At 57.2% G+C, this 26,532-nt stretch carries 21 protein-coding genes and 2 pseudogenes; 13 read left to right on the top strand and 10 right to left on the bottom strand.

Features of this window, described 5'->3' with window-relative positions:
* Positions 1–34: 34 nt before the first annotated feature.
* Entirely contained in the window at positions 35–877 is an 843-nt protein-coding gene (locus tag FQ705_RS11145; protein ID WP_260854440.1) for a DNA adenine methylase, read from the bottom strand.
* A gap of 178 nt (positions 878–1,055) precedes the next feature.
* On the opposite strand from FQ705_RS11145, the gene dcm reads away from it, so the two are divergent.
* The 7 genes and pseudogenes from dcm to FQ705_RS11110 all read left to right on the top strand — a co-directional run bounded on the left by dcm (position 1,056) and on the right by FQ705_RS11110 (position 10,623).
* On the top strand, positions 1,056–2,411 hold the full coding sequence (gene dcm / locus FQ705_RS11140) for a DNA (cytosine-5-)-methyltransferase (protein ID WP_144140725.1): 1,356 nt from the start codon (positions 1,056–1,058) through the stop codon (positions 2,409–2,411).
* Positions 2,412–2,624: 213 nt separating this feature from the next.
* Positions 2,625–3,653, top strand: a complete 1,029-nt coding sequence (locus FQ705_RS11135; protein ID WP_144140723.1) for a transposase — start codon at positions 2,625–2,627, stop codon at positions 3,651–3,653.
* A 510-nt stretch (positions 3,654–4,163) separates the two neighbouring features.
* Positions 4,164–4,910, top strand: coding sequence for a hypothetical protein (locus tag FQ705_RS11130; protein ID WP_144140721.1), 747 nt, complete (start codon positions 4,164–4,166; stop codon positions 4,908–4,910).
* Positions 4,911–5,072: 162 nt separating this feature from the next.
* A complete protein-coding gene (locus FQ705_RS11125) occupies positions 5,073–6,203 on the top strand; it encodes a hypothetical protein (RefSeq protein ID WP_144140719.1) in 1,131 nt (376 codons plus the stop codon).
* A 291-nt stretch (positions 6,204–6,494) separates the two neighbouring features.
* Positions 6,495–7,617: pseudogene (locus FQ705_RS11120) on the top strand (sensor histidine kinase).
* Positions 7,618–8,038: 421 nt separating this feature from the next.
* Positions 8,039–8,908: pseudogene (locus FQ705_RS11115) on the top strand (manganese catalase family protein).
* A gap of 299 nt (positions 8,909–9,207) precedes the next feature.
* A complete protein-coding gene (locus FQ705_RS11110; protein ID WP_144140717.1) occupies positions 9,208–10,623 on the top strand; it encodes an IS1182 family transposase in 1,416 nt (471 codons plus the stop codon).
* Positions 10,624–10,991: 368 nt separating this feature from the next.
* On the opposite strand, the gene FQ705_RS11105 is transcribed toward FQ705_RS11110, so the two are convergent.
* The 4 genes from FQ705_RS11105 to FQ705_RS11090 form a co-directional block, all read right to left on the bottom strand.
* Complete coding sequence (locus FQ705_RS11105; RefSeq protein ID WP_144140715.1) at positions 10,992–11,933, bottom strand: 3-hydroxyacyl-CoA dehydrogenase NAD-binding domain-containing protein; 942 nt, start codon at positions 11,931–11,933, stop codon at positions 10,992–10,994.
* Between the two features lie 3 nt (positions 11,934–11,936).
* Positions 11,937–12,857, bottom strand: coding sequence for a 3-keto-5-aminohexanoate cleavage protein (locus tag FQ705_RS11100; protein ID WP_144140713.1), 921 nt, complete (start codon positions 12,855–12,857; stop codon positions 11,937–11,939).
* Between the two features lie 37 nt (positions 12,858–12,894).
* Entirely contained in the window at positions 12,895–14,262 is a 1,368-nt protein-coding gene (locus tag FQ705_RS11095; protein WP_144140711.1) for an MFS transporter, read from the bottom strand.
* Between the two features lie 113 nt (positions 14,263–14,375).
* Positions 14,376–15,080 carry a Crp/Fnr family transcriptional regulator gene (locus FQ705_RS11090; RefSeq protein WP_144140709.1) on the bottom strand — a complete coding sequence of 235 codons (705 nt, stop codon included), beginning with the start codon at positions 15,078–15,080 and terminating at the stop codon, positions 14,376–14,378.
* A gap of 112 nt (positions 15,081–15,192) precedes the next feature.
* On the opposite strand from FQ705_RS11090, the gene FQ705_RS11085 reads away from it, so the two are divergent.
* The 5 genes from FQ705_RS11085 (at position 15,193) to FQ705_RS11065 (ending at position 20,064) form a co-directional block, all read left to right on the top strand.
* Entirely contained in the window at positions 15,193–15,627 is a 435-nt protein-coding gene (locus FQ705_RS11085) for an acyl-CoA thioesterase (protein ID WP_144142325.1), read from the top strand.
* 116 nt (positions 15,628–15,743) lie between these two features.
* On the top strand, positions 15,744–17,657 hold the full coding sequence (locus FQ705_RS11080) for an FAD-binding monooxygenase (RefSeq protein WP_144140707.1): 1,914 nt from the start codon (positions 15,744–15,746) through the stop codon (positions 17,655–17,657).
* A 3-nt stretch (positions 17,658–17,660) separates the two neighbouring features.
* Positions 17,661–18,101, top strand: coding sequence for a MarR family winged helix-turn-helix transcriptional regulator (locus tag FQ705_RS11075; RefSeq protein ID WP_144140705.1), 441 nt, complete (start codon positions 17,661–17,663; stop codon positions 18,099–18,101).
* Between the two features lie 47 nt (positions 18,102–18,148).
* Positions 18,149–18,913 carry an SDR family oxidoreductase gene (locus FQ705_RS11070; RefSeq protein WP_144140703.1) on the top strand — a complete coding sequence of 255 codons (765 nt, stop codon included), beginning with the start codon at positions 18,149–18,151 and terminating at the stop codon, positions 18,911–18,913.
* A gap of 365 nt (positions 18,914–19,278) precedes the next feature.
* Entirely contained in the window at positions 19,279–20,064 is a 786-nt protein-coding gene (locus FQ705_RS11065) for a hypothetical protein (RefSeq protein WP_144140701.1), read from the top strand.
* Positions 20,065–20,097: 33 nt separating this feature from the next.
* On the opposite strand, the gene FQ705_RS11060 is transcribed toward FQ705_RS11065, so the two are convergent.
* The 3 genes from FQ705_RS11060 to FQ705_RS11045 all read right to left on the bottom strand — a co-directional run bounded on the left by FQ705_RS11060 (position 20,098) and on the right by FQ705_RS11045 (position 23,194).
* Positions 20,098–20,844, bottom strand: a complete 747-nt coding sequence (locus FQ705_RS11060) for a DUF5677 domain-containing protein (protein ID WP_144140699.1) — start codon at positions 20,842–20,844, stop codon at positions 20,098–20,100.
* A gap of 1,175 nt (positions 20,845–22,019) precedes the next feature.
* Entirely contained in the window at positions 22,020–22,217 is a 198-nt protein-coding gene (locus FQ705_RS11050; protein ID WP_144140697.1) for a hypothetical protein, read from the bottom strand.
* 104 nt (positions 22,218–22,321) lie between these two features.
* Positions 22,322–23,194: a GIY-YIG nuclease family protein gene (locus tag FQ705_RS11045; RefSeq protein ID WP_144140695.1), complete on the bottom strand. Its 873-nt coding sequence runs from the start codon at positions 23,192–23,194 to the stop codon at positions 22,322–22,324.
* A 994-nt stretch (positions 23,195–24,188) separates the two neighbouring features.
* Between FQ705_RS11045 and FQ705_RS11040 the strand changes: the two genes are divergently transcribed.
* Positions 24,189–25,622, top strand: a complete 1,434-nt coding sequence (locus FQ705_RS11040; RefSeq protein ID WP_144140693.1) for an MFS transporter — start codon at positions 24,189–24,191, stop codon at positions 25,620–25,622.
* A 51-nt stretch (positions 25,623–25,673) separates the two neighbouring features.
* Here the strand turns inward: FQ705_RS11040 and FQ705_RS11035 are convergent, their stop codons facing one another.
* Both FQ705_RS11035 and FQ705_RS11030 read right to left on the bottom strand, forming a co-directional pair.
* Entirely contained in the window at positions 25,674–25,946 is a 273-nt protein-coding gene (locus FQ705_RS11035; RefSeq protein ID WP_144140691.1) for a hypothetical protein, read from the bottom strand.
* 62 nt (positions 25,947–26,008) lie between these two features.
* Positions 26,009–26,440, bottom strand: a complete 432-nt coding sequence (locus FQ705_RS11030; protein ID WP_144140689.1) for a DoxX family protein — start codon at positions 26,438–26,440, stop codon at positions 26,009–26,011.
* Positions 26,441–26,532: the final 92 nt, after the last annotated feature.

Genomic DNA, 26,532 nt, shown 5'->3' with positions numbered 1-26,532 from the left:
TCTCGCTAATACACCAAGATTCTCTGCACTCCGATTACGGGCCAAACACGGCGAGGAGCTCCGCGGCCTGTCCTCGTGCATCGCGGGAAGCGCCCACCGACCGGCGAACCGAGAAGTCCAGTATCGTCGCCCCCGAGTAAATTTCGCGGGCTGCGTCGCAATCATGGTTGGATATTGCTACCGGGATGCCTCTGCCCGCTAGCTCCCTCGCGAGATTGGCGAGCTCGCACTGCCTCTCGAAGCTGAACTCTCCTGGACTGTAAGCGCGAAAGCTCGCGGCTCCATCGCGATCAAGATACGGTGGATCACAATAGACAACGTCACCAGGTCTCGCCATTCGCATCACAGAAGCAAAGTCAGCGTTTACGAACGTCGCTCGTTGCGCTTTTTTTGCGAAGCTCAGGATTTGCTCTCGTGGGAACCTAGGGACATGTGCATGATGACCATATGGGACATTGAACCGACCTGCCCGGTTATATCTACATAGTCCGTTAAAGCCCAGCTTGTTCAGGTAAAGAAACTGCGCTGCCCGAAGCGGACCCTCGTTCGCCTCGTTGAAAGTGCTCCGTATCTCAAGGAACCGTTCTTGGCAACGATACGCCTCGCTAAAGAACGGCTCCGCCATTGCAATGAACTGCTCGGTTTGCTGGGCCACTGTGCGATAAAGCTCAATCAAGTGTGAATTGCTATCGCCGATCAGATACTCCGAGAAATCCGTTCCGAGGAATACGGCACCGCCGCCGACGAAAGGCTCGACGAGCCTGTTCCCGACTGGCAAAGCAGGAATGAGGTGCGGTAAAAGTCTTGACTTGCCTCCCACCCACTTCAGGAAGGGTTTCGCGGACTTTTGTGTTTCTGACGCTGGATGTTTTTGCATCCAACGTCAAGGAACTCAGGTTTAGCCTTTTCCCTTCCCCGCTTATCAGCGTCAGCTCCGCACGCCTCTACGCGGAATCGTCCGTCAGCGTCGCTTCAACTGCAGCTAATGCATTTCGTTACGTGATGCGGATAAAACCTGTTGCTTAGACCTGTTTCCACTTCAACGAGGAAACAGAATGTCAGCGCAACAAGGTAACGAAAAACTAAACGTGGTCGAACTGTTTGCCGGCGTGGGCGGCTTCCGTCTCGGACTAGAAGCCGTGCACGGCAACCCATTTCAGGTCACATTGAGCAACCAGTTCGAGCCATCGAAGAAAAAGCAACACGCAAGCGAGATTTACACTTGGCACTGGCCGCACGAAGCACACATCAATGAAGACATCGCTAAAGTGCTCGAATCGACAGTCGGCCAGCAGGCTGTTCGAGAGGCGAAGCCGCACCTTGTCGTCGGCGGCTTTCCTTGTCAAGACTACAGCGTAGCTCGACCGCTGTCGCAGTCACAAGGGCTTGGAGGTAAAAAGGGAGTTCTCTTCTGGTCAATTACTAAATTGCTTGAGCAACGTTCAGCAGACGGTGAGCCCGTCCCATATCTCATCCTGGAAAACGTCGACCGACTGCTTTCCTCGCCCGCGTCCTGCCGCGGAAGAGACTTCGCCGTCGTCCTGTCCGCCCTTTATTCGCTAGGCTACGCCGTGGAATGGCGTGTAATTAATGCCGCCGACTATGGATATCCTCAGCGGCGCCGTCGCGTTTTCATCGTCGCTTACCACACCACCACAGCTCTTCACAGCCGGATTAAGGCTGCTGCACGCCGACAGCACAGTGAGTGGCACTCCGAGGGGATACTGAACGCCGCACTTCCCAGCGTACTTTCCAGCGAACTCGACGGGTGCGCGCCAGCGCTTGGAATTCAGAACGACCCATTCACCGAGCAGCTTAGTTATCGCCCACTCTCGAATGGGAAACCCCGTTTCGCAAACTCCGGATTCATGTGTGAAGGCGATGTGTGGACGTGCGCATCGCGCGCTGGAGGTATCGAAGACTTCACAGAATTCACAGGCAGCGCCGCCGCGCTCACATTGGCAGACGTTATCAAAAAAACTGGTCCTGTACCGACTGATTTCTATGTCAAGTCAGAATCCGAGGCGGCCTGGCATGCAGCGAAAGGGGCGAAAACCATCGCTCGAGAGAAAAATGGGTTCGCCTATGACTACTCGGAAGGAAACATGCCCTTCCCGGACCCGTTGAGCAAACCTGCACGAACCATCATCACGTCAGAAGGAGGTAGCACGCCATCGCGCACAAAGCATTGCATCCGTGAGATGTCTGGCCTCCTGCGCAGACTCACGCCAGAAGAATTGGAAGAGTTGATGGGATTTCCTCGCGGCTTCACAGACCTGCCGAAGGTATCCGCGACTACTCGTGCGATGCTGATGGGGAATGCCCTCGTGGTCGGCATCGTCACCAAAATCGGCGAAGCGCTGTATAACGCAATTCAAATTAACAACACTGCAACGCTCACGCCATCGTGACCGTGCTCGTCATCACAGGCTATGATGCATCCGATTCTTTCACGGAATGGTAGGCACGCTGCGGCGCTGGCATCGACAGGGCCCGGTGCTTGCCGGCCGCCGCTAAGCGCGTACGCAAATTGTGTATCCAAGAGCGCAGGAAATCTACTCTCCTCGTCCTCCGCAGCTAAATACTACTACCTATACGTTTCCTGAAATCACGGGAGACGGATAATGTGGCTGGACAGGTTTGCAAGGGTAGATAACAACCTCGTTGTTGTTGGCATTTCGGAATCAGGTGAGGAACACCTTATTCCACTCAAGCTGATGCATCAACACAGATTGCCAAAGCCCAGAGTACCGAGATCAATGTTCGTGACGAGCCTCTCTTCATGGACACAGGCCTCGGCCGCGCAATACGCATCGATGTTCGGGATTACCAAAGGGGTGACCAACCACCACGTTGTCTATAAATTCCGCAAAGGCAACTTTACGGTAATGGTGTCGGCCCTGGAACTACAACGTGCCCTGATGTCCTGCCCATCCCAAGTCGTCGGCATGTTATATCACCCTCAAGGCATCGATTTGATGTGCGCACCGCTCCTGGGAGAAGGCACTTTTGAAATGCGAATGTTGCAAAAGCGCACAATTAAAAACACGTTACGAACAGCCGACAAGTTCGTCCGTCGGCTGGATTGGTTCTACCCGTTCCCCTCAGCATACCGAGCATGGAAAAGCGTGTACCGGCACGCTACTAATGGAAAGATCGCGATGACGCTCCCGAACGCAGAGATTCAGTGCTCTGTGCAAGGTGAACGTGACGGTAACACTATTTATGCGCGAGACATCTGCATTTTTCGGATAACCCCATTAGAGGAACCACTCGAGTGGGCACAGTCCATCAGACGTGAATTCAAATTTCACGGAACTAAGGCCGCGCGACATCTCCAAGCTCAGATTAGCGATTCCCGGCTTCAGACGCGTAACGGAGATTGGAAGCTAACGGACGAAGAATGGGCGGCCGTGGAGCCTCTGATACACACAGTTGGCGTCCATTACGGCCGGCCATCCAAATTTGATTTGCGGCAAATCATCGACTGCATTATCGAAAAGCTGGGTGCATGTAAAAGCTGGAATGAAGTTGGAGGCGAAGTAACAAGTAAGTCGGTTATTGCGAATTACCACCGTCGAATGAGAAACGATGGTCGCTGGGAGCGAGTCGTCAAGGTTCTAAACGAACTTCGCAGCGCACGTCGTTCGTGAAGGCCGACAACTCGATTTACGTTTCCGACGGAGATACGCGAGCGTGGGTTCAAGAGGCGCAGAGAAACTTCCCGGCTTCGGCCGAGCATCACGTCGGAAAGGCACTGCGGGTCTATGGATCGCGGACTTCGCGACGTCCCATGCCCCTGAAGCCCTAGCACGATCCTCGCAGCCCCGGCAAGCTCCACCGTAAATCAGAAGCTCGCCCCACGCCGATTATCTCGTGGGCTGGAAGTCCACATATCTACCCAGACGCAACCCTCCGTCTCTTCGCACGCCAGGCGTCTCGAGACAGCGGCAAAGGGGGATATTTCGAGCATCGAATTTCGATTATCCCAAGTCATTGATTAGATTATACAATTCGATCAACATATCACAGTTATTCTGACATTTCCTTATTTTTAAACGGGATAATTATTTATATTATTAAAATGTCTTGATTTATTGTTGCACAGCGCCTTAATATCTGCCCAATGGCGCTGAACGCCTCCCACCCACCCTGTTTAAAATATGTCAAATACAGATATCAATCAACGCGACCATTACGGAAACGCCATTGCGGACTGGATGGAGTACCCGTCGGCCCCGCAGACGCCATTCGACGTAGTTGCAACACTACTTCCTGAGCCAAGCAAGAACAGGCAAGGAGCAACCGTTGGTCACGAGTTGGTCATTCTTATTCAGTCGGAAGAAGATTATCAATACGACGTAGTGAGCAAAATGGCCCTTTCAGGCGCTATCCATGTCGAGCTAATTCCGACCGCCCCAAACGGTGAATATGGAATCCTGCAGATTATCGGCGACGGCGCAGTTCTGAACCTGCTTTGTCATCTCAGGACTTATTCGTTCGCCTATTTTGCATTCAGTTGTGTGAAAGATGGGAAGCTCGTCGTCAAGATTCGCGATGAGGACGGCCCTTTCATTCCTCATGTCATCGAGTTAGGCGGCAAGAATGCCGCACTCACGGACACCTTGACCGCCGTCGCCCGATTTGTCGGGGAAAGCACGTCGGAGACACCCATCGACTGCTTCGGAGCAAGACGAAATTTTGATTTTTATTGCAAAGCCATTCCTGTTCTGGCACAGCCCGGGGGCGGGTATGTGACGAACACGCTCGATACAGTCAAGACGCTCCAACCTGGATGGCTGAACGAATGCACATCGACACTCGATTCGTTGGTGGAAAAGCAAAACTCCTCGCCGCATACGATTGTGTGCGAACCGCGTCAGGTTCGGGCCGGCGGCGAGCTCATTTGAGGAAAGGCGGCGCCCCGCGCCGCATCTTCCCCGCAAAACGTTCCGATCCTTCGTGCATGCGCTCCAAGTACCCTATAAATTTCCGGCGGCTTCGGCAACACGGCGGTCACTAGCTGATGACTGGAAATGCGGGCAATCTAATTTGACACTGAATAAATCGTCATGCTTGAACAACAAACCGAAACTCAAGTCCCAAACGGCCCCGCTATCTACCGCACGAGAAAAGACGTCGATATAGTCCAGGAGGCAATAACTTACGCGATGTCTGCCATCAATGAAGTGTGGGAAGGAGACAGCTTGGCTTTCTGGCAATCTATCGACTGGAGCGATGTCTATTGCTGGATGCAGGAGGATGTGCCACTGTTGGCCGAGACCATTCGCAAGCGAGATCTGGAGGAAACGTTTCACCGCCGCTTTGCGGAACACATTCATCTGTTCGAAGACGCTGAGTGCATCGTAGCTAGAATGAAGCAATCTGACGTAGATCCGATCCTCGCTTCGCACGGCCATGAATCGAGACTAGCTGCAGTCAAGGGGTACATGAATGAGACGTCGCGATCTTATACTGACCACGACAAATGGCGATACGGTTCGGGTTGGGACAATGAGGACGACTATGCCGAAGAATGGAAAGCAACGAAAAAAAAGACCGTAGCAGGCTATGGAGCCTTTGCCACCGAGACTGTCGCACGAGAAATATTGAAATTGATTGAAAGCCGTGAACCAAGCACTCTCGACACAAACTCCGACGAAGGTCACCACATCTTCGAAACTAACGAAAGTTGCGCCATCGTCGAGGAAATGCGTAGAAGTCTTTTGTCACCTTCGACTTGCTATGTAGTCGGCAATAGACTGTTGCCGCCCAGCCTGCAAGACAAATCGCGGGAGACGCACTACCTCGCGGTGCGGGTCGCGGATCAATGGCTGGACTCCCCCCGTCTTCTGGGTGCCGCTGACTCACTCCAAAAACGATTTGTCAGAATGGCAGACAACAAGCCTCCAGTGTCCGTGTTCGCCATCGGAATCAACGCTGTATGGCTCGAGGCACGGAATGGTCTCGACGTATTTCGGCGACTGAGGCGTGAGATTCCGATTCTGTACGTAGGCTCTGACAAAACGGTCTTGGTCAAGCACCCCTACAACCATTTCTTCGACCTGTCGAAGCCGTGGGCCGTTGATACAGACACGCACTCCTATGAAGTGACGCTTCAGCAATTCGCAACTCCTTTTGCAGATGGCACAATTGTCAGGCCAACGCTCAAGACGAATTTCGTGAATCTCAGTCTCAGTTAGTTTCAGGTGACGCGCTGACTACAGGGGTATTGGGGAAGGTCTTGACTGGACGCGTCGCCAAGATTCGTTGTCGGATCTGTAAGGCTGCGGGCCGCTCGGCCAGGTCATCGATCGTGGCAACCTTAAATATTTGAGAGGGGAAGATTTCAGTTACGCGACAGGCCCCGGCGGTCGTCCGGCCTTCCCCGAAGTCGCGCAATTTGGGACCTGATCGAATAAGGGGCAGCTTTTTTAGCGGAGTGGGTTCAAGGATGGGCGATACTGGCCGTTTCCGCTTCATTGAGAACAAGCATGCGACTGGCCGACTTTATTTTGCGCGACATGGAAACGATTCTGGGCCAGTGGGAGGCGTTCGCCGCCACCCTCTTGCCGGCAGCCGTGGACATGAAATCGCTTGCTCTGCGCGACCATGCGCAACAGATTCTGCAGGCCGTCGCGATGGACCTGTCGATGACTCAGACCAGGGAAGCGCAAATCGAGAAATCGCTGGGGTGCGCCCCTGTGCTGATGGGCGTTTCGGCGACCGCTGCGCAGCTGCACGCGCTTCTACGAGCACGCGGCGGGTTCGACATCAAACAGCTAGTTGCCGAATATCGTGCCTTGCGGGCGAGCGTCCTGCGTCTCTGGATGGACGAATGTCAGCCCGACCCTCCCCACACGGATGATGTAATCCGCTTCAACGAGGCCATCGACCGGGCGCTTACCGAATCGATCGGGTATTTCAGCTCGCAGGTAGATCAGGCTCGCAATCTTTTTCTTGGCATGCTTGGGCACGATATGCGAAGCCCGCTGCAGACTATCCTGATGACAGCCCAGCATCTAACCGCGCTGAACGCGGGAGACCAGGTGTCGGTAGCAGCATCCCGTTTGATCCGGAGCGGCGCGCGCATGCAGGCCCTTCTGAGCGATATGCTGGATTTCAATCGTACCAGGCTTGGTTTGAGGATCGGTATCTCGCCCACTGATGTTGACCTCGCGAAACTGTTTATTGACGAACTCGATCAGTTGCGCGCGGCGCACCCGGACCGTCGTGTCGATCTGGATCGTTACAGGAGATTGCAGAGGCGTTTGGGACGGCCGCCGTTTGCAACAGCTGCTCGGAAACCTGGTGTTGAATGCAATCAAATACGGAGCGCCGGACACAATAGTAAGAGTAGTAATGATCGGCAACGAGCGAACCATCCGTTTCGAGGTCAGGAATCAGGGACCGGCCATTGACCGAGTCACCTTGCAGCAGATCTTCGACCCGCTTCAGCGGGGCCTGAATCCTGAAGCCTCCTATAACACTGACGGCAATCTGGGGCTCGGGCTCTACATTGCGCGCGAGATTTCCAGAGCTCACGGGGGCGAAATCAACGCAAGGTCTGACGAGCGGGAAACGGTGTTCGCGGTAGAACTGCCACGTAGCAAGTAGCGATTCATCGCGCTGTCGGTCGAACGCAAGGGGGTGTCATCCAAGCAAATAACTGTCCTTGACCGGCGCGTGAGTCGGTCAATCGCACGGACGGAACGTAAGAGCCGCATCAGTGAATATTCCGGGAGAGCGCCCGTGGCGGCTGCATACGGGCTGTCTGGTGACGTGGTTTGTCCGAGGGGCACAGCGCATACTGCATGAGGTTCGGCACCGTGTTGCCATGCGTGGCAATTTCTCCGCGCATCTGCCAGAGCGTTCGCTCTGAGAGCCGGACGCCCATCAAGGGATGTGGACAACCATCTGGCAGTACCGCTATCCGGTTCAATCCAAGGTCACACGCGATTGCGCGCCGGAATGAGTACTTAGCCATTCGATGTCCAAATCCACGCGATCCACAGCGGCCAGTCACCGGAGAAGTCTCATGTTCATCCATAACAAAGGCCTCCAGTACGCCGTGCGGGTTGCCGCGTCGAACCCTGGTCTTGCGGATTTTCTACTTGAGCAATTCGGCGGACCTCAGGGAGAGCTTGGTGCCGCATGCCGATACTTTACGCAGGCTGTCGGCGAAGATGACCCTAGCCGCAAGGATATGTTGCTCAATATCGCAACCGAAGAACTTAGCCATCTGGAAATTGTTGGTTCAATCGTCGCGATGCTGAACAAAAGTGCGAAGGGTCAGCTGGCTGAAGCCGTCGAGGCGGAGGCCGAACAGTATCGTTCAATGACCGGCGGCGGACCGACTCGCACACAACGGCTTTGCTATACGGTGGTGGCCCGGCTCTAACCAATTCGGCAGGCGTACCTTCGTGCCCTTCCTCTGTCGACACAATCGGCGAACCAACGGCCGATCTGCGGTCGAACATTGCGGCGGAAGCGCGTGCGAAGATCGTCTATGAACGCCTCGTCAACGTCACCGACGACCCTGGCATCAAGGAAACATTTTTGGGTTTTCTGGTGACACGCGAGCCCATCAGAAATCATTCGAGAAAGCTCTGCATTCAATCCAGCCAAATTTTCCCTAGGGCAAGCCACCTGGCGTGCCGCAGCACACCAGCGTGTATTAAACATGTCGAAAGGCGAAGATGCGCCGCCCGGACCGTGGAACGAAGGGGCGGACTGGGAGTTCGATGAAACTCCGGAACCCGCTGTGGGTGGAGGGGACGGACTAGCAACGGTCAGCGTCTCGAAGGAAGATGTAAAAGTGCTGCCGACGTTGGCATCAAGGACAGCGTCGGATGCAACTTCGGATCCAACGACAGGTACAGACCTTGGTGCGGGTCAAACCGTTTGACGTTGCAGGCAGATGCGCGGCTGCGAAATGACAGTGCTTTCCGTCCCTCGCGCCCGGCTCGAGCGCCTTTTTCGGAAGAACCGAAGAGCCGTTGTAGGTCGCGTGCTGCCAGCGCCGGCTCCGCAGTTTCTGGCAGCGCATACTTTGCACAGGGAAACACTCGGCCAGGAGGAAACCTTGGTCCGATCCCGTCGTCCGACAGTCGGACGACAGTTTGGGCCCGATTCTGTTGAAAAAGTCGCCGTAGATGCGGATTGTTGGGTATCCTGGAAGACATCGAACGACGGGAGTGAATCGTCATGATGGGTCGATTGGACAGCGGACAGGACAAGCTCTTCTACTCGTTCAACCTCGACAACCACGTCCCGCAATCACACCTGTTGAGAGGCATTGATCGCTTCCTTGATCTGCGAGATCTGCGTCAGCACCTCGCACCGTTTTACAGCCCGATAGGCCGTCCATCAATTGACCCGGAGCTCATGATCCGGATGTTGATCGTGGGTTACTGCTTTGGCATCCGGTCCGAGCGACGTCTATGCGAAGAGGTACATCTGAACCTCGCATACCGCTGGTTCTGCCGGTTAGGTCTGGAGGATGCCGTACCGGAACACTCGACGTTCTCAAAGAATCGTCACGGACGCTTTCGCGATAGCGATCTGTTGCGTCACGTGTTCGAATCTGTGCTGAGTCGCTGCATGGCCGAGGGCCTTGTCAAGGGTGAGGGATTCGCGATTGACGCAAGCATCATCAAGGCCGACGCGAGTCGTGCGAACGGAGTGCCGGGAACAGAACCTATCGACTGGGGACGTGCCGACGGCCAGAGCCGGGCTGTGCGGGAATATCTTGAGGCACTGGCGCAAACCAATCCGGTGGAAGCGGACACGTCAGAGCCAGCAGTGTCTTCGACACCTCCAAAGAAGATATCCCTGACTGATCCTGCTGCACGATGGACGGCTGCACCTGGTGGTCCCGCGTTCTTTGCCTATTCGACGAATTACCTGATTGACCTGCAGGCAGGGATCATTGTTGACGTTGAAGCGACGCCGGCGAACCAGTCCCAAGAGGTCGAATCAACCAGGACAATGATCGATCGTGTTGAACACCAACGGGACCTGAAGCCTCGCCGACTGGTAGGTGACACTGCATACGGCACAGCGGCGCTGCTTGGCTGGATGGTTGACGAGAAACACATCGAGCCGCACGTCTCGGTCTGGGATAAAACAACGCGCAAGGACAATACGTTCTCACGTAGCGAATTCATCTGGAATGAACAGGCCAACGAGTATCGATGTCCTGCGGGAAACGCGCTACGCAGCGACTGGCGTCCACTGAAGAATCCACGCACGCACATCACGAAAGCAGACACCATCGTCTACCGAGCAAGTCAGATGGACTGTGATGGCTGTTCGATGAAGGATCGATGTTGCCCGAATATGCAGTTTCGCAAAATCGTGCGCAGCATCCATGAAGCTGCACGTGATGAAGCGAGGCGCATCGCCACAACCCCAGAATACAAACAGTCGCGCCGGCAGCGAAAGAAGGTGGAAATGCTCTTCGCCCACCTCAAACGCATCCTCAAACTTGATCGCTTGCGACTGCGTGGTCCAAGCGGTGCCCATGATGAGTTTCTGATGGCAGCAACTGCGCAAAATCTGCGAAGAATGGCCAAATGGCTCATGCCTGACGGTAAGCAGACAAACCAGGCAGCTACATGACGAGAAACGGGGGCGTCGCGCCTTGCAGGAACGCCGCCTCCCTGAATTTTCCAGCTCGAAACGTATTGCCAAAGCCCGTGCCCCAAATCAAAACTCGACTTTTTCAACAGAATCGCCCGCAAGCAGCCATTCGATTGGCGATTGCCGACCGTCGGCTTCGCGTCGTTGGCCTTGTCATTCTCGTCCTGGAGAGGTAGCGAGAAGTCGCATTGCCGGTACTTGTCCACTCAACCACGAACTACCATGCTCCGAAAACTTCATGTACGGGCGGTAGGAGTTGCGGCGACGGACGCCATGTTGTAGTCAGATGCGAAAGCACTCGTGCGAAGCTTTGTCACCAGGCGCTGAAGCGGAAAACAAGACTGCGCTCACGGGATCTCAGCACAATTGCGCTTAGCCTCCAGCAATTGAATCAGCAGTTCATCACGCTGGCGAAGCATTTCAGAAAAATCGTACGACGCCAATTCCACTTCGACGCCTGCCGAGATCGACTCGATATAGTCATCCGTCGCGGGATACTTACCAAGATCGTTGGCCCATTCGCGCTGCGCTGGACCCAGATGCTGCAGCACATGCTTCATCCCGCCAGCGCCACCCGATGCATGAAGATTGAGGAATGGACCAAGCAGCGCCCAGCGAAGTCCCGGACCATGAGAAATCGCCGTGTCGATGTCTTCCACGGAAGCGATTCCACGCTCCACGAGGCTGATCGCTTCCTGCCATATCGCCGCCTGAAGCCGGTTGGCGATATGACCTTTGATCTCCTTGTTGATTCTGATGACCTTCTTGCCCGTCGATGCATAGAACGCCATCGTCTTCGTGATGCTGTCAGGCGATGTGAGGCTACCGCCGCAAACTTCCACTAACGGAATGATGTGGGAAGGATTGAACGGATGTCCCAACACGATCCGTTCCGGATGGCTGGCACCAGCCTGGATCTCGCTGATCGAAAGACCCGAAGACGATGAGGCGATCAGAGTGGTTGCCTGCGCCGCTGATTCGATGCTCGCGATCAGCTTTCGCTTGATGTCCAGACGTTCCGGTCCGCTTTCCTGAATAAAGTCGGCATCGCGCACGGCGGCTTTCAGGTCCGTCGTGAACGTCAGATTGTCGCGAGAGGCGCCCTCCGCCAGTCCCAATCGTTCGACGGCCGGCCAGTTGTCGTCGACCGAGTTGCGCAGCCGCGATTCGGCGCCTTCGGCGGGGTCCGTTGCAGTGACGGCGAAACCGCGAGCGAGAAAGTGCGTCGCCCAGCCCGCGCCGATCACACCGGTGCCGACAGCCGCGACGGTAGTAGGTCGCCTAGTCATTGCTTAAGCCTCCAGGCCGGCTGCGTGGACCACTTCACGCAGCGGTTGCAAGCCGATGATCTCGCGTGCCTCAGAGGGCGTCGCCGGCTCGTAGCCCATTTCACGCACGAGGCGAACCAGCCGTTCGACCAGTTGGACATTGGTCGAGAGCTCCCCCTGCCTGTAGTAGAGGTTGTCTTCCAGCCCGACGCGCACATGGCCGCCAAGCAGCAGCGAGTTCATCGCGGCAGGCAACTGCGCCGCGCCGATCGCGCTGACGTTGAAAACGGTGTGTCGGGGCAGGTGGTCGACCATCGTCTGCAGTAAGCGCGGCGTGTAGGGCAGCGCGCCCTGAAAGGCATTGGCGCCGATGACGATATTGATGAAGTGTGGCGCGTCGTCGAGACCCTCGTTGATCGCGCGCTGAACGTCCTGGACGATGTCGGCAAGTCCGAACACTTCCCATTCCGGCTTGATGCCGCGCGCTTTCATCATTTGCGCGATCTGCCGGATTCGCGAAGGCGGCGTTGCCACCAGAATTTCCTTGCCGCCGAAACTCGCAATTACCGTCTGCGCGTCAAGCGTGCACATCTCGACGCCATCACCTTGCATGCCCTTCAGGCGTTCTTCCCACTGGATTTCCCACAGGCCGTTGTCGAGTTCGCGCACCATGTCGCCATTGATCCCGCCACCTGTCGAGTTGTTGAGAATGATGTCGCATTTATCGCGGATCAGGCGGTTGATCCGGCTGTAGATCGCCGGGTCACAGGTGGCTTCGTCGTCGGGACGTCGCGCGTGCACGGCGACCACGCTCGCGCCCGCGTTGTAGCAGCGATACGTGTCGTCTGCGATTTCCTGCGGCTGCGTCGGCAAGGCCGGATTCATTTTCTTGCTGGCCATGCCGCCCGTCGGGGCCACTGTCACGATTACTTTGGGCTTGCTCATGCTGATGCTCTCCAGAGAAAAATGGACTGAATGTTCTTTAGTGCGCGCTGGCGGTATCGTCTGAACCCACGCGAAGCGCGCTTCTGGGCAGGCCGAGAAGAATCGTGAGTCCGCCGCAGATGACGAGCGCGGTCAACGCCAGCAGGCCCATCTGGATGCTGCCTGTTGCGCTCTTGATCATGCCGATCAGCGTCGGGCTGACGAACCCGCCGAGGATACCCAACGAACTGATCACGGCGATGCCGGCGGCAGCGGCATGACGGTCCAGATAGGTCGGCGGAATCGACCAGAACAGCGAGCCGCCGCCAAAGATAAAGAACGAGGCGGCGCAGAGCAGGACCATGACCGGAACGACCGCCGTGCCGAGATACGAAGTCGACGCCAGAGCAACAGCACCGAGTGCCAACGTTCCGCCGACGTGCCAGCGACGCTCTTTGAAACGGTCAGAACTGCGGCTGATGACGAGCACGCCCAGCGCACCGAAAATATAAGGCACCGCCGTGTACCAGCCGATCGTCGCGATCGGGGCGATACCGAGTCCCTTGATCATGGTCGGCAGCCAGAAGGTCAGCGTGTAGACGGCGCAGGCGCAGCAGAAGTAAATGAATGCGAGCACGTAAGTCTTCGGGTCCGTCAGGGCGGCGGCGAGATGTCCGCGGTGTCCGGCTTTCGTCTCACCACGATGGTCGGCATCCAGAACCTTTTGCACCAGCGTCTTCTCGGCGCTGCTCAGCCAGGGCGCACGGGACGGACTGTCCGGAAGCATGCGATACAGTACAAATCCCAGCAGAACAGTCGGCAGTCCTTCCACGAGGAACAGCCACTGCCAGCCGTGCATGCCGCCAAAGCCTTCCAGGCCGCTCATGATGGCGCCCGATAACGGGCCGCCCAGCACACCCGTAATCGGCATACCGAAGAGGAACAGACCCGTGACTCGGCCGCGGCGTTGGCTCGGATACCAGTACGTCAGATACAGGATGATTCCGGGGAAGAAGCCGGCTTCGAAGACGCCGAGCAACAGCCTGATCGCGTAGAACTGCCATGGCGCCGAAACGAATGCGGTCGCCGCCGACGCGAGGCCCCACAGCACCATGATTCTCAGGAAGGTTAGCCGCGCACCGATCTTTTCGAGCAGGAGATTGCTCGGCACCTCGAAGAGCAGGTACGTTACGAAGAAAATGCCGGCGCCGAGTCCATACACAGCATCGGAGAAGGCCAGATCATGCTTCATCTGCAGTTGCGCATAACCGATGTTGATCCGGTCGAGGAACGCGCAGATGTAAGCGATGAGAACGAGCGGCATGACGCGCCAGCTGATCTTCCGGAAGAGTGCGTCTTCCACCATCTCGTCTGACGAATGGTCGAGCAGCGCGGCTGCCGGCGTTAGCGAACGGGCGCGTATCATTGCGTGTCTCCTGATCTTGTATGACACGCATTATTTCGGGCGACCGCCCGCACGACTGTCGATGGCGCGACAGTCGCGGACAGCGTAAACACTAACTCGCGGCGGACGCGGCGCTAGCGGCCCAGATTCTGAAGGCCAGCCAGATCCAGCACGACGATGCCGCCGTATTCGGTGCGTACCAGACCCGCATTCTTGAAGCGGGTCATCGCCTTGTTGCACGTCTGCCGCGAGACGCCGGCGAGGTTGGCGAGCTCATCCTGGGACAGTTGGAGATGCGCCGCACCGCTCGGATTGGACAGCGGATGCACCATGCCGACGAGCGCTCTGGCGACAAGGCTATCCGTATCGAGCAGGCCGTACGCCGCGACGGCGCCCATGAACCAGTGCAGCCGCTCGTTGACCCGCAACAGCAAAAAATCGTTGAACGACGGATGGTGTTCGCGAAGCCATTCGAAGGTCGCGCGCGGAATCTGCGCGACGCGGCTATCGCGTAACGCGATGAGATCCGACTCGCGCGGCAGGTTGCGAATCAGCGTGCCTTCTCCGAACCAGCTGCCGACGGACTGGCCACCCAGGGTCACCGTTTGTCCGTCGCGGGCCGTGATCGACCATTTGATCAGCCCTTCGAGCACGCCGAACCAGACATGTTGCCGCTCGCCATGATGTCCAAGAACCTGACCGGCTGAGACCGCGCGCTCGGACGCTTCAGCGCGCACGCGGGCCTTTGCGGCTTCGTCCAGCTTGCCGAACCACGACGACTGCGCGAGCAGTTCGTCGAGGGTGAGCGACACCGTGACCGTCCGCTTTTGCTTCGTCATATCGTCACTCCAAAGGGAATTGAACGACGTTGATGCGAACTGTCGTCGCATCGACAGTGTTGCGCAGGCGACCCGCGCACAATGGTTGAACTGGAAGCAGGAGCATGGACCCGTGAGTAAAGAAACTGTCTATCGTATTGACGTGCAATTCGGCGATTGTGACCCGGCCGGAATTGTTTTCTTCCCTAACTTCTCGCGCTGGATGGACGCAGCGTCGCACGATTATTTTATACATTGCGGTCTGCCGCCTTGGCGGGAGATGCAAACCCTGCCGCATTGCATCGGCGCGCCGTTGCTCGAAATGCATACGCGTTTTCACACCTCGGCAACTTACGGCGAAAGTCTGGTGGTGCATACACGAATCGAGGAATGGCGCGGCAAAGTCTTTATCCAGAGCCATCGGATCATGCGCAACGATACGCTGATCTGCGAAGGGCAGGCGACGCGCGCCCTGTGCGTCAAGCAGGACGATGGACGGTTGAAGGCCGTCCCTGTGCCTGAATTCATCCGCGCTGCCTGCGAATCAGTCGAGAACGTGGCGTATTAGCGGAACGTGTCGGGATCCCAGGGTAAACGGTAGGAAAACAGGAAGCGCTTGGATATAGTTGGTGTACGGAGTATATTGTTTGCCAGAGTAGGCAAAGACATACAGAGGACGACATCATGCAATTTCATCTCAACGGTTTTCGTACGGACGATCCGATGATCGAACCGGCCGCCGAGGGTGCGCCTCGGGTCGATCTGCCCGAAGCAGTCGACGTGCTCATCGTCGGCAGCGGTCCTGCGGGGCTCGTGCTTGCGGCGCAGTTGTCGCAGTTTCCGTCGATTACGACGCGCATTGTCGAACGTCGATTGGGGCCGTTGCTGATGGGACAGGCAGATGGTGTCGCCTGCCGGACGGTCGAGATGTTCAACGCATTCGGCCTTAGCGATCGCCTGCTCCGCGAAGCGTATTGGGTCAATGAAACCGTCTTCTGGAGACCGGATGCCGACAATCTCGGCGCGATCAGGCGTACCGGACGTGTTCAGGATACCGAAACAGGTATCTCCGAGTTTCCCCATGTCATCGTGAATCAGGCGCGGGTGCAAGAGTATCTGCTCGATCTGATGCGCCGGTCCGCACAACGGCTCGAACCGGATTACGGTCTCGAAGTCATCGACGTAAAGCGCGTCGATACCGACGAGTATCCCGTGCATGTCACGTTGCGCCGCACGGATGGAGCGCAATCTGGCGAAGCAGTCACCGTTCGCGCACGCTATGTGGTGGGTTGCGACGGTGCGCGAAGCCGCGTGCGTACGGCGATCGGTCAGACGCTGAATGGCGACGCCGCCAATCACGCGTGGGGCGTGATGGATGCGCTTGCCGCAACTGATTTTCCGGACATCCGTCTGAAGGCAGCAATCCAATCGGCGAGCAAAGGCAACCTGCTGATCATTCCGCGTGAAGGCGGCTATCTCGTACGCTTTTACGTCGATCTCGGCGAAGTCAGACCGGAGAATCGCGACGCAATCAAACAGACCACGGTCGAGCGCATCATTCAGACTGCGCAAGGGATCCTTCATCCGTATTCGCTGGACGTGAAAGAAGTCGCCTGGTTTTCAGTGTACGAAGTGGGGCAACGGCTGACGTCGCGTTTCGACGATGCAATTGCGGGCGACGGGACATCGCGTGAGCCGCGCGTCTTCATTGCAGGCGATGCCTGCCATACGCACAGCGCGAAAGCGGGTCAGGGTATGAACGTGTCGATGCAGGACGGCTTCAATCTCGGCTGGAAGCTCGGGGCCGTGCTGCAGGGACGCAGTCACGCGAGTCTGCTGCGCTCGTATTCGGACGAACGCCAGCCTGTCGCACAGGAACTGATCAACTTCGATAAGGAGTGGTCCGCGATGATGGCGGCTGCGCCGAAGGATCCGGCGCATTCCGAAGCGGGCGGAGTCGATCCCGCGGAACTTCAGGCGTATTTCGTGCGCGCGGGCCGATATACAGCGGGCGTCGCGACGCGTTACCAGCCGGGCGCACTGACAGGTAAGGCCACGCATCAGTCGCTGGCGCATGGCTTCACAATTGGCACGCGGTTTCATTCGGCACCCGTGATTCGCATAGCCGATGCCAGGCCGATGCACCTTGGTCACGTGGCTCGCGCAGATGGCCGCTGGCGCCTGTACGCATTCTCGGACGCAAGCGGTAAGGCACTCAACGCGTTCTGCGACCAGCTCACCTCGTCGTCAGAATCCGTCGTGCGTCTCGCCACACCATCCGGTGTCGATGCCGATAGCGTCTTCGATCTGCGCGCCGTGCTGCAAAAACCTCATCGTGAGGTGCGACTTGAAGATCTGCATGCGTCGTTGTTGCCGCGCAAGGGTCGATATGGACTTGTCGATTACGAAAAGGCATTTACGCGTGATGTATCGACTGATATCTTCGACGTGCGCGGCATCGATCGCGAACGGGGTGCGCTCGTTGTTGTCCGTCCGGATCAATACGTGGCGCACGTGCTCCCACTCGATGCCTTCGCCGAGTTGAACTCGTTCCTGAAGCCCATTTTTATAACCGATCCCATTTCGCAGAACCGCTAGCCAGTGCCGATCAGACCCGATCACCCCGACACGCTTTCCCGATTTACCGGCAGCCTCGTGCGCCGTGCGCAGCAGCGGCATCTGGCCGTATGGCAGAGCCAGGTGTCCACCGAGATCACAAGCGTCCAGTACTCGGCACTCGAAATCCTGCATCGGACGCCGGGTGTCAACCAGCGTCAGCTCGGGGATGAACTCGACGTAGACAGGTCGACCATCGCCGATCTTGTTGCCCGTATGGTTCGAAACGAATTAATCGAACGTTCCGACGATCCTGTCGACAAGCGGAGCTATGTCCTGTTCCTCACGCCGGCGGGCAAAAAGCAGCTTTCGGCACTGCGCCCACGAGTCGAAGACGTGGAGCGCATTCTTACTGCGAAGCTGTCGCCGGAGGAGACGCAGGAGTTGCGGCGCCTGCTGCTGGCGCTGTTACCACTTGATGAATAGCGCATTTATTCCGGAGTGGCGGATTCAACCTGTAACGGAGGTAGAAATTGAGTGCGCAGAAAGTTCTTGTGACAGCTGGCGCGTCAGGCATCGGCCGGGAGATCGCCCGCGCCTTCGCGAACAACGGTGCGAAAGTGTTCGTGGTCGACGTCGACGCAAGCGGATTGGCGGCACTTGCGGCGGAGTTGCCAGAGATCGCCACCGCAGTCTGTGACATGGCCAATCGTACCGATATCGAACGCGCGGTACCTGAGGCCATCCGAGCCCTGGGCGGCCTGGATGTACTGGTTAATAACGCTGGCGTCGCGGGGCCGACATCATCGGTTGAAAACTACGACCCCGATGCATGGGACGCTGTCATGCAGATTAACCTGAATGGCACCTTCAACGTAACCCGACTCGCGATTCCGCATCTGAAACGGTCACGAGCGGGCTCGATCATCATGATGTCATCGGTGGCGGGTCGTTTTGGCTATCCGAATCGAAGCGCGTATTCCGTCAGCAAGTGGGGCTTGATTGGATTCACGAAATCGCTATCGCGCGAACTCGGCGAGTCGGGTGTGCGCGTCAATGCGATCCTGCCGGGCGCTGTGGAAGGCGAGCGTATCGAGAGCGTTCTGGCAGGACGTGCGCAGATGAGCGGGCGGTCCGTGGAAGAAGAGCGGCAGGATGCCATGTCAATCCAGTCGTTACAACGCTTCGTCGATCCACGGGATATCGCGGCAATGGCTGTGTTCCTTGCGTCCGACGCGGGCAAGTCGATCTCTGGACAGATGCTTCCGATCGATAATGACATGCAGCAAGCGTCCTGATCCTCTATTTTACCGCCCGTGCCATCGCCGTCATCGGCAAGAAGTGGCCTGACGGGCAGTTCACTTGCCCCGAGGCGAGAACGGGAGTACTAGATTTGGTGGGTGTGCGATGAAATTTACTTTCGCGAACCTCGGCCTGTTCGGAAATACGAACGTCCGCTCGCGTAGCGAAAACGATTTTTCTATGGGGCGATATTCGATAGTCCGCGACGGGTAGAAATATGCCGATCGCATCAAGCGCTCATCGGCCAGCAAGAGTCATTCGTCGCAGCCAACATTCGGATATTCGTGCGGCTGCTTCACTCGATCAACGGCCCTTCGACTACTGATGATGTACGTCGCGTCGTCAACCTTAGTAACGGGATATGATGCGCATTGATACAACAAAAAAGAGGATTAGCGTGACGTCTGACGCACTATTCAAGCTAATCGGCCAGGTCTTCCTATACGGCGGAGTATCTGTCGGGATTGGCTGGTTAATCTTACAAAAGGCCGCGGAGCGATGGGTGGATGCTCACTTTGCAAAGCGCCAGAAGGAATTTGAGCACGAGCAGGCGAAGGAACTTCAACGCATCAAGGCAAAGCTCGACACGGTAATCCAGGGGTCGCTAAAACTGCAGGAGCGCGAATTCAAGATCATCCCCGACGCCTGGGAGAAAATTAGCGAGGCGTACACCATCGCCGATTGGTTATGTTCCCCGCTACAGAGCTACGCGTCTCTACGATGGATGTCGGTACCCGAACTTGAAGAGTTCTTGTCGAAGCGAGACCATCTGTCGGAAACACAAAAGCAGGCGATCCGAGAGAAGCGTCCAGAGGATCGGGACAAGCGCTGGCAGGAACTCGAAACTGATAAGCGCTATTTCAAGGCGCGAGAAGCACTCGCTAGCGCCGATGGTTTCGTGAAGACGAATTCTATCTTCTTGCCGGACGATCTTCGCGGAATGTTCAACAAGCAGACAGAGCTGATTTGGAAAGCGTTGGTTGCCTTTGAAGTTGGCGTTCAAAGCGAGGATTACACGATGAGAAACTCGGCTCATGAAACGCTAAGGAGCGAAGGCAAGCCATTGCACGAGCAAATTGAGAAGGCTGTGCGCGCAAGGCTGTTGGAGCAAACGCAACTGGCCGATAACAACAATCTGATGAACTAGGCGGCATCAGACGACGTTGACGGTCTTTAACGTCTACTCGTCCTTCGGCGCAGAAACGACCTCGCGCCACATTGCAACCGCCTTGTCTGTCATCGCTCCAATCTCGTCGGCGGGCATCCCTGTCGAGAACTTTGATATCTCGGTCACGCAACGGATCAGATAGTCCATCGCGAGGTTATGCAGCATGACGATAACCTCGGGCCTGATGGGAGCTCGATATTCGAGTACCGGCGATGAACCGCTGTCGTGTCGCTGAAGCAGGGTCGTCACATTCGAGTGAACGAATGCGCACAGCACGCGATAAGAGACATACATCTCCCCGACGCCCACGTTTGTCAGCTTGTCCTTCAGGCCGGCTGTCTTAACCTCGCGCGCCATCAATTCCGCAACGATGGGCCTGTTCAGCCCGATCCATTCGTTAAGCGTTTCTCGCATCCCGTCGTCGATATTGTCACTGGCCAGAAGTTCGTCGAACAGTTTGCCGTTCTCGCGCGCCGTGTAAAGCTTCATCGAGTCAACATAAGCCGGTGAAGCCGACAGGTTCAAGAGGTCGCCCAGACTGTCAAGCATTGAACGGATCGGGCCGGCAGCATGACCTGCAAGTCCGGCCCCGCTCAGCTTCATGGCCGCGTGAAACTGCTCGAAGATCGACAGCATGAGGCAGGCGGACATCTTCGCGGTTTCATCGTCGGCCTGCACGGTGATGCGGGGCAGAAGCTCGTGCTCGAACATACCGATGATCACATTCGCTGTCTCGTGGACTCGTTTCAGATCAGGCATACGTGCCCCGGTAAAAAGATTAACGCGATTATGCCAGCTGACGATCCGGCCATGAGGCGCATCCGATTCCGGAAGACCGCTTCTCTTTCGAGTGGTGGTCTCTCTGCACGCTCGACAAGTCGCCGCAATTTAGAGGAAAGCACCTTGGTGTGGCTTCAGAAGCGATGATGTCGACCGTCAGTAAAGGCCGTCTTCCAATGCGACTAAACAAACGTCCCTTGTGCCATGAAAGCCGGCCTACATGTCGCGCCGGGTCGGCCGGTGGCAACGGGTCGGCTGCTGACGATCACCTCGGGCGGACGTCGGCTAGGAAACGTCAATCGACAACAGCAATGGCGATCGTTGAAAATGTGGATGCAAGTCAAAGTGCGACGCATTAGCGGCTAAGTTCTCGGACTCGGATGATATTCGAGGCCTTTCTGTTTGCGGTTTTGAGGTGACTAAAGCTGCGCATGAGAATCGGTGTCCGCTGAACGCGGTAGAACGACGGTTCGCGGACGCGCATCGACAATGGCACGAGGCTGAACGCGGATACTTTGATCCTGAAACTTTCAGAATCTCGATCCAGACTGCGATTCAGACCCTGCGCACCACAGGGTGCGGGAGGATCGCTTGATGCGTTGGATGGTCGATGCACGTAACAAAATCGAGAAACAAGGCGAACTGGAGGCACATAGCTTCGTTCGAGCCGAGATCATGGCGTCATATTACGAGGAAGGGCCTCGGATAAAAGTCCCGGCAGAACTCTTTCAAAGTCCAACTGAACTGATCAGCAGCGTTACGCATGCTTCCGAAAAGCGGGCAGACATGGCAAACGAACGAGCAATGCTCCATGCGGTCCCAATCAGTTCTGGCACGACGAGTCGCCGCGAGCTTGAATCGAGGAATCCCGCAATACCGCTTTCAGATGTAATGCGATGGATGCCAGCCGGGGACCTTCGCCCCAAGGCCCACGCACCAATGCAATGTGCTTGCGCGACACCATGCCGCGAACGCGCGTCGCGCCGGACGCAAAAAGACACTCCCTAGCAACTGCAGCCCGACGTCTTTCAAGCCACGCTCGCAGTCTTTCGCGCAACGTTAATCTGCAGACGATTTGGTCCCGCAAACAAAAACGGCCGCTTGAAAGCGACCGTTTGAATCAGCACCAAGTTGGGGTCACATGTCAAGATTGGTCAGTCAATCTTGCCATAAAGCTTCGAGTCTCTTTCGTCGACCGGCGACACCCGGCCGTAGACGAACCCTCGCCCCTGAATGACCTCAGTAACCTTGCCCCGCCCCCTAGCGGAATCATCATGAATTCGCTGTGAAATGTTGGCAACGACTTCTTCGGCGGAACGGTTGCCAAGCAAAAGACTCAGCAATGCATCCATCTTCAACTCTCCTTCGGTAGGAGATCCATTATACCGATAAGTGTAGCGATCTCAGTCCAACGCCCGGTGCGGCACGACGCGGTCCGCAACCGAGCCGATCGCCCTCACTCGACCAGTCCCGCATCTTTTCTCTTGAGGTCGTGCAGCGTCTGACCCGTGGCGTCCTTCCAGTCCAGCCAGCCATTGCAAGCAGCGCCGCATACAACAGCGGATGCCCCACTGGGCGAAGAGAAGAGAACGTCCTCCCTGAAGACGAGTCCCCCGTTCTCGATCACGATTTTGCCTTGACGCAACAACTCGCTTCTAAGCCTCGCGAATGCATGGCCCTGGAAGCCCTTCCCGATTCCCGCTTTACCCATCGAGCCTTTAAAAACTACAAGGCCCTCGTCCGTGTACGCTCCTTGCGCTGAGGTTCCAGAGCGCCTGCAAAACAGAATGTCTTTCGACGACGTGTCAGATGATAGCTTGGTCAGTGGCTCAAACGCGAGGTGGCCAAGACATGCAAGTAGCGCACGACCAGTTTCATAGATTTCAAGGCAATCGGCGACTAGCGGAGGCGGAGTATGAGAACGCATCCCCTCGTTGGCGTTTTCAGCCTCGTATCGACCAACCCTTTTTGCTTCCTGTATAAACAGAGACTCGAGGTACAGCGCGTGAGTGGATGTGAGGCTTTCTGTTCGTGTCGTCAACACGAGAACTTTCTCCCAGAAATCCTTCTCCTTATTGTGCGTGACAAGACGCTTCCGAAGGTCACCGCTTTGACCCACATAGAGGCGCTTGCCTAACCCGTCATCCCGTTCGCCCACTAAAAAGTACAGAGCGAGTTGTTCGCTTTCTCTCATGACAAGAAAGTCAGACAAGCGACTGCGAGGAACCTCGATTACCTGAACAATACGTGTGGTGATTTCTGCGATACGGATGCCTCGCGGATCTCCTCCTGGCAGAAAGATTTGGATGGTCTGTGGTCGATTGCTCATTGCGATAATTTGACTGATTGGTAGGGCATGCCCAGCAAAGCACCAAAGCAATGCTTCGATGCCAATACAGTCAAATAGCGATCGTTTTTAGCCGCGATCAGCTTCTCGCCCGTTTATGGCTGAAAAATCAGCAGATAACTTTGCATCGACGATCGGCGATCAGCGTCGACCGCAAACTCGGCCGTTTGCAATTTCAACGCCACGCTGTCGACATGAAGCAGGTGCTGGTAAGAAGCTACGAGGCCACAAAAATCTCACGACCCGCATCAGTTCTTCAGGTTCGTGCGCCGCAAGCGCTGATCAACAAGAACCGGTTTCGTCCAGGGAGCTTGCCCATCAGCGGGACGCACCCTACGAGCCATCAACGCATTCGCGCACATCGAGCTTGATCGAATCACCGGCTGGATTTCGTTCGCGGCGGTGGACCACCGAATTTTCGCTGTCGCATCAATCCGTTACTGCCGCAATGCCCAGAGTTGCCCACAGGGTTGCGAACAGAAACTGTGGCCAACCTTTGCGGATCGCGTGCGGGAGGCGCGACTGCTGAATTACTAACTGAGCTAACGACCGCCCCCCTGATTCGGCCGCCGGTCTACTCCTTGCACACCCGCATTTGCGCCATTCCACGTTTCACGTTGGATTGAAGCATCCTCGCCAACAATCTTCCATAATCTTTCGCATGCGGCGCCTCATTATCAAAGGAACCGAGCCTGCGCGTATGCGCGCCCATCTACATTCCGAGAGTGGGGCTGACGTTGGTCCTTCCGCACTTTCGGCAGCCGCCCGTTTGCTGTCGGTGAATCGCTAGACTGATTGCGAACCGAGGTTGGTTAGCGACCGGGAACAGGTTTCGTTTGTCTCTCGCGAGATGAAACGCGCGACGCGCAGGTCAAATTTGTTTGTTCAGACCTCAAACTCATGAGAAATAGATGTTGTTAAAAATCAAAGAGTTACCGAGATACGCCAAAACAGGTTTCGTCTGTACGTTACCAACATGAACTCCCCAAATACCTCCTTCTCGCCCGCTCTTGGCCGCATTCTCGCGACGGTCAGTGTCGGGTTCGTCGTCACGCAACTCGACGTCACCATCGTCAATATCGCGCTGCCGAAAATCGGCGCGGACCTTCATGCGAATGTCGCGGGTCTGCAATGGGTCGTCGATGCCTACACGCTCGCCTTCGCCGTGCTGATGCTATCGGCCGGCGCGCTGGGCGACCGGCTCGGCGCGCGGCGCATGTACGCGGCCGGCATCGTGCTGTTCGCGCTCGCGTCACTGGCCTGCGGACTCGCGCTCGATGCCACCATGCTGGTGGCGGCGCGTGCGCTGCAAGGCATCGGCGCGGCGGCCATGTTGCCGAATTCGCTGGCGCTGCTCAATCAGTCGTATGGACACGATCCGAAACTGCGGGCACGCGCCGTTGGCTTATGGACAGCGGCCGGAGCGATTTCGATCGCGGCCGGGCCGGTGGTGGGCGGCCTGCTGATCGCGGCGTTCGGCTGGCGCAGTATCTTTCTGGTCAATCTGCCGATTTGCGCAGCTGGATTTCTGGCGACCCTGCTTTGGGTACCGCAGAAATCCGCGAACACGAGTGCGCGCGGGATCGACCTGAGCGGCCAGGTGCTAGCCATCGTCGCCATGACGGCCTTCGTTGCCGCGGTGATCGAATGGCGGCCTCTGGGATTGAGCCATCCGCTCGTGGCCGGCGGCTTCGTGCTGGCGGTACTCGCGGCCGGCGCATTCATCGCCGTGGAATCGCGCACTGCCATGCCGATGCTGCCGCTCTCGCTATTCAGCAAGCGCACTTTCAGCGCCGCGGTACTGTTCGGCATCTGCGTGAATCTGACTTACTACGGCATGGTGTTCGTGCTGAGTCTCTATTTGCAGCGGGTGCGCGGCTATACGCCGTTGCAGGCTGGTCTGGCCTTCCTGCCGCTGACGGGTGGGTTCCTGGTGTCGAATGTGGCAAGCGGCTGGGTGGTCGGGCGCTTCGGTGTGCGCGTGCCGATGATCGCGGGCGCAATCACCGCCGGACTCGGCTACGGCCTGCTGCATCTCGTCGATGCGGGTACGCCGCTGGTCGGCTTGCTGCTGCCGTTCCTGCTGATTCCATCCGGCATGGGCCTCGCCGTCCCGGCCATGACCACCGCCGTGCTGGCCTCCGTCGAAGCGCAGCGCGCCGGCACGGCGTCGGCGGTATTGAACACCGCCCGGCAAGCGGGCGGCGCGGTGGGTGTGGCCGCCTTCGGCGCGCTGGCGAGCGGTGCCGCGGCGACGCAGATCGTCGCCGGCATGCAGATGGCGACGATCATTTCGGTGGGCTTGCTCGTGCTCGGCCTGGTGCTCGGCTGTCTCGTGCATCCGGAACCGCATTCGTCACCCGCGAGCCCTCGCAATGCGGACGCCGCGCGCACCAGCAAATCGCGCTAAGCCGGTTGCGCGGGCCGCAATGCTGCTGGAAAACGCCGCCCGGGATAGCGCCTAGAGCGACGCTTCCTGGATCGTGCCGGTATCGATTGCGCGCTCGATCAGTCCTTCGTTCTGCGCCTTGGTGATGGCGTCGGCGATCAGTTTTTCCGGCTCCTCGATTTCAGCCTTGATCGTGCTGATGAGACCGGACGCGTCCAGCACCACCAGCGTTTTCGCCGAGTCGGCCAGACTGATGATCACGCGATGCGGCGTGGGCCCTTCTCCCAGACTCGCGCACAGTTGCGTGACTTTGCCACCGATGGTTTGCTCGAAACTCTGAATCATTATTTGCTCCCTTGATTACAAGCGACGTCGAAAAGCGACCAGCACAACCAGTTCCAAAAAATTCAGCGGCCCAATCCGCCACGCGGCGCGCGTGCGCCATCGACACTGATACGCCCCGCGCCCGTCACGAACAGCAGCAGGAAGCCACCGGCGATACCGATGTTCTTCCAGAAGTGAATCACCATGTCGCGTTGCAAGGCGGCGTCCGTGACATTCCAGAAATCGTGACCCAGCACTGCTGTCGCCACGGTGTAGACGGCCATGAGCAGCGCCAGCGGACGCACCTTGAAGCCCACGATCAGCAGCAGACCGCCCAACGCTTCGACGGCCGTCGCCACCGGCGCGGCAACCTGCACGAGCGGTACGCCCTTCGAATGCAGATAGCCGACAAAGCCCGCATAGCCCAGCAGTTTCATCACGCCGCCCCACAGGAACAGCACGGCGAGAGCAATGCGCGCAATGAGGATAACGCCGGAATCGACGGGACGCGTCATGGAGTGCTCCTGTAAAAGAATAAGCAGCAGACCCGCCCGGGCAGCCGCAGTTCCCCACTTTGCACCTGAGAATATGTACCTTGCCCGCCTTT

The organism is Paraburkholderia sp. BCC1884, from assembly GCF_900996225.1.
Taxonomy (GTDB): Bacteria; Pseudomonadota; Gammaproteobacteria; order Burkholderiales; family Burkholderiaceae; genus Paraburkholderia.
The sequence above is the reverse complement of the archived record's forward strand: the minus strand, read 5'-3'. Positions and strand labels throughout refer to the sequence as shown.

Bases quoted from the DNA above. Each gene is read 5' to 3' on its own strand.
- FQ705_RS11145 (WP_260854440.1), bottom strand. From the start codon at position 877: ATGCAAAAACATCCAGCGTCAGAAACACAAAAGTCCGCGAAACCCTTC.
- dcm (WP_144140725.1), top strand. From the start codon at position 1,056: ATGTCAGCGCAACAAGGTAACGAAAAACTAAACGTGGTCGAACTGTTT.
- FQ705_RS11135 (WP_144140723.1), top strand. From the start codon at position 2,625: ATGTGGCTGGACAGGTTTGCAAGGGTAGATAACAACCTCGTTGTTGTT.
- FQ705_RS11130 (WP_144140721.1), top strand. From the start codon at position 4,164: ATGTCAAATACAGATATCAATCAACGCGACCATTACGGAAACGCCATT.
- FQ705_RS11125 (WP_144140719.1), top strand. From the start codon at position 5,073: ATGCTTGAACAACAAACCGAAACTCAAGTCCCAAACGGCCCCGCTATC.
- FQ705_RS11110 (WP_144140717.1), top strand. From the start codon at position 9,208: ATGATGGGTCGATTGGACAGCGGACAGGACAAGCTCTTCTACTCGTTC.
- FQ705_RS11105 (WP_144140715.1), bottom strand. From the start codon at position 11,933: ATGACTAGGCGACCTACTACCGTCGCGGCTGTCGGCACCGGTGTGATC.
- FQ705_RS11100 (WP_144140713.1), bottom strand. From the start codon at position 12,857: ATGAGCAAGCCCAAAGTAATCGTGACAGTGGCCCCGACGGGCGGCATG.
- FQ705_RS11095 (WP_144140711.1), bottom strand. From the start codon at position 14,262: ATGATACGCGCCCGTTCGCTAACGCCGGCAGCCGCGCTGCTCGACCAT.
- FQ705_RS11090 (WP_144140709.1), bottom strand. From the start codon at position 15,080: ATGACGAAGCAAAAGCGGACGGTCACGGTGTCGCTCACCCTCGACGAA.
- FQ705_RS11080 (WP_144140707.1), top strand. From the start codon at position 15,744: ATGCAATTTCATCTCAACGGTTTTCGTACGGACGATCCGATGATCGAA.
- FQ705_RS11065 (WP_144140701.1), top strand. From the start codon at position 19,279: ATGATGCGCATTGATACAACAAAAAAGAGGATTAGCGTGACGTCTGAC.
- FQ705_RS11060 (WP_144140699.1), bottom strand. From the start codon at position 20,844: ATGCCTGATCTGAAACGAGTCCACGAGACAGCGAATGTGATCATCGGT.
- FQ705_RS11050 (WP_144140697.1), bottom strand. From the start codon at position 22,217: ATGGATGCATTGCTGAGTCTTTTGCTTGGCAACCGTTCCGCCGAAGAA.
- FQ705_RS11045 (WP_144140695.1), bottom strand. From the start codon at position 23,194: ATGAGCAATCGACCACAGACCATCCAAATCTTTCTGCCAGGAGGAGAT.
- FQ705_RS11040 (WP_144140693.1), top strand. From the start codon at position 24,189: ATGAACTCCCCAAATACCTCCTTCTCGCCCGCTCTTGGCCGCATTCTC.
- FQ705_RS11035 (WP_144140691.1), bottom strand. From the start codon at position 25,946: ATGATTCAGAGTTTCGAGCAAACCATCGGTGGCAAAGTCACGCAACTG.
- FQ705_RS11030 (WP_144140689.1), bottom strand. From the start codon at position 26,440: ATGACGCGTCCCGTCGATTCCGGCGTTATCCTCATTGCGCGCATTGCT.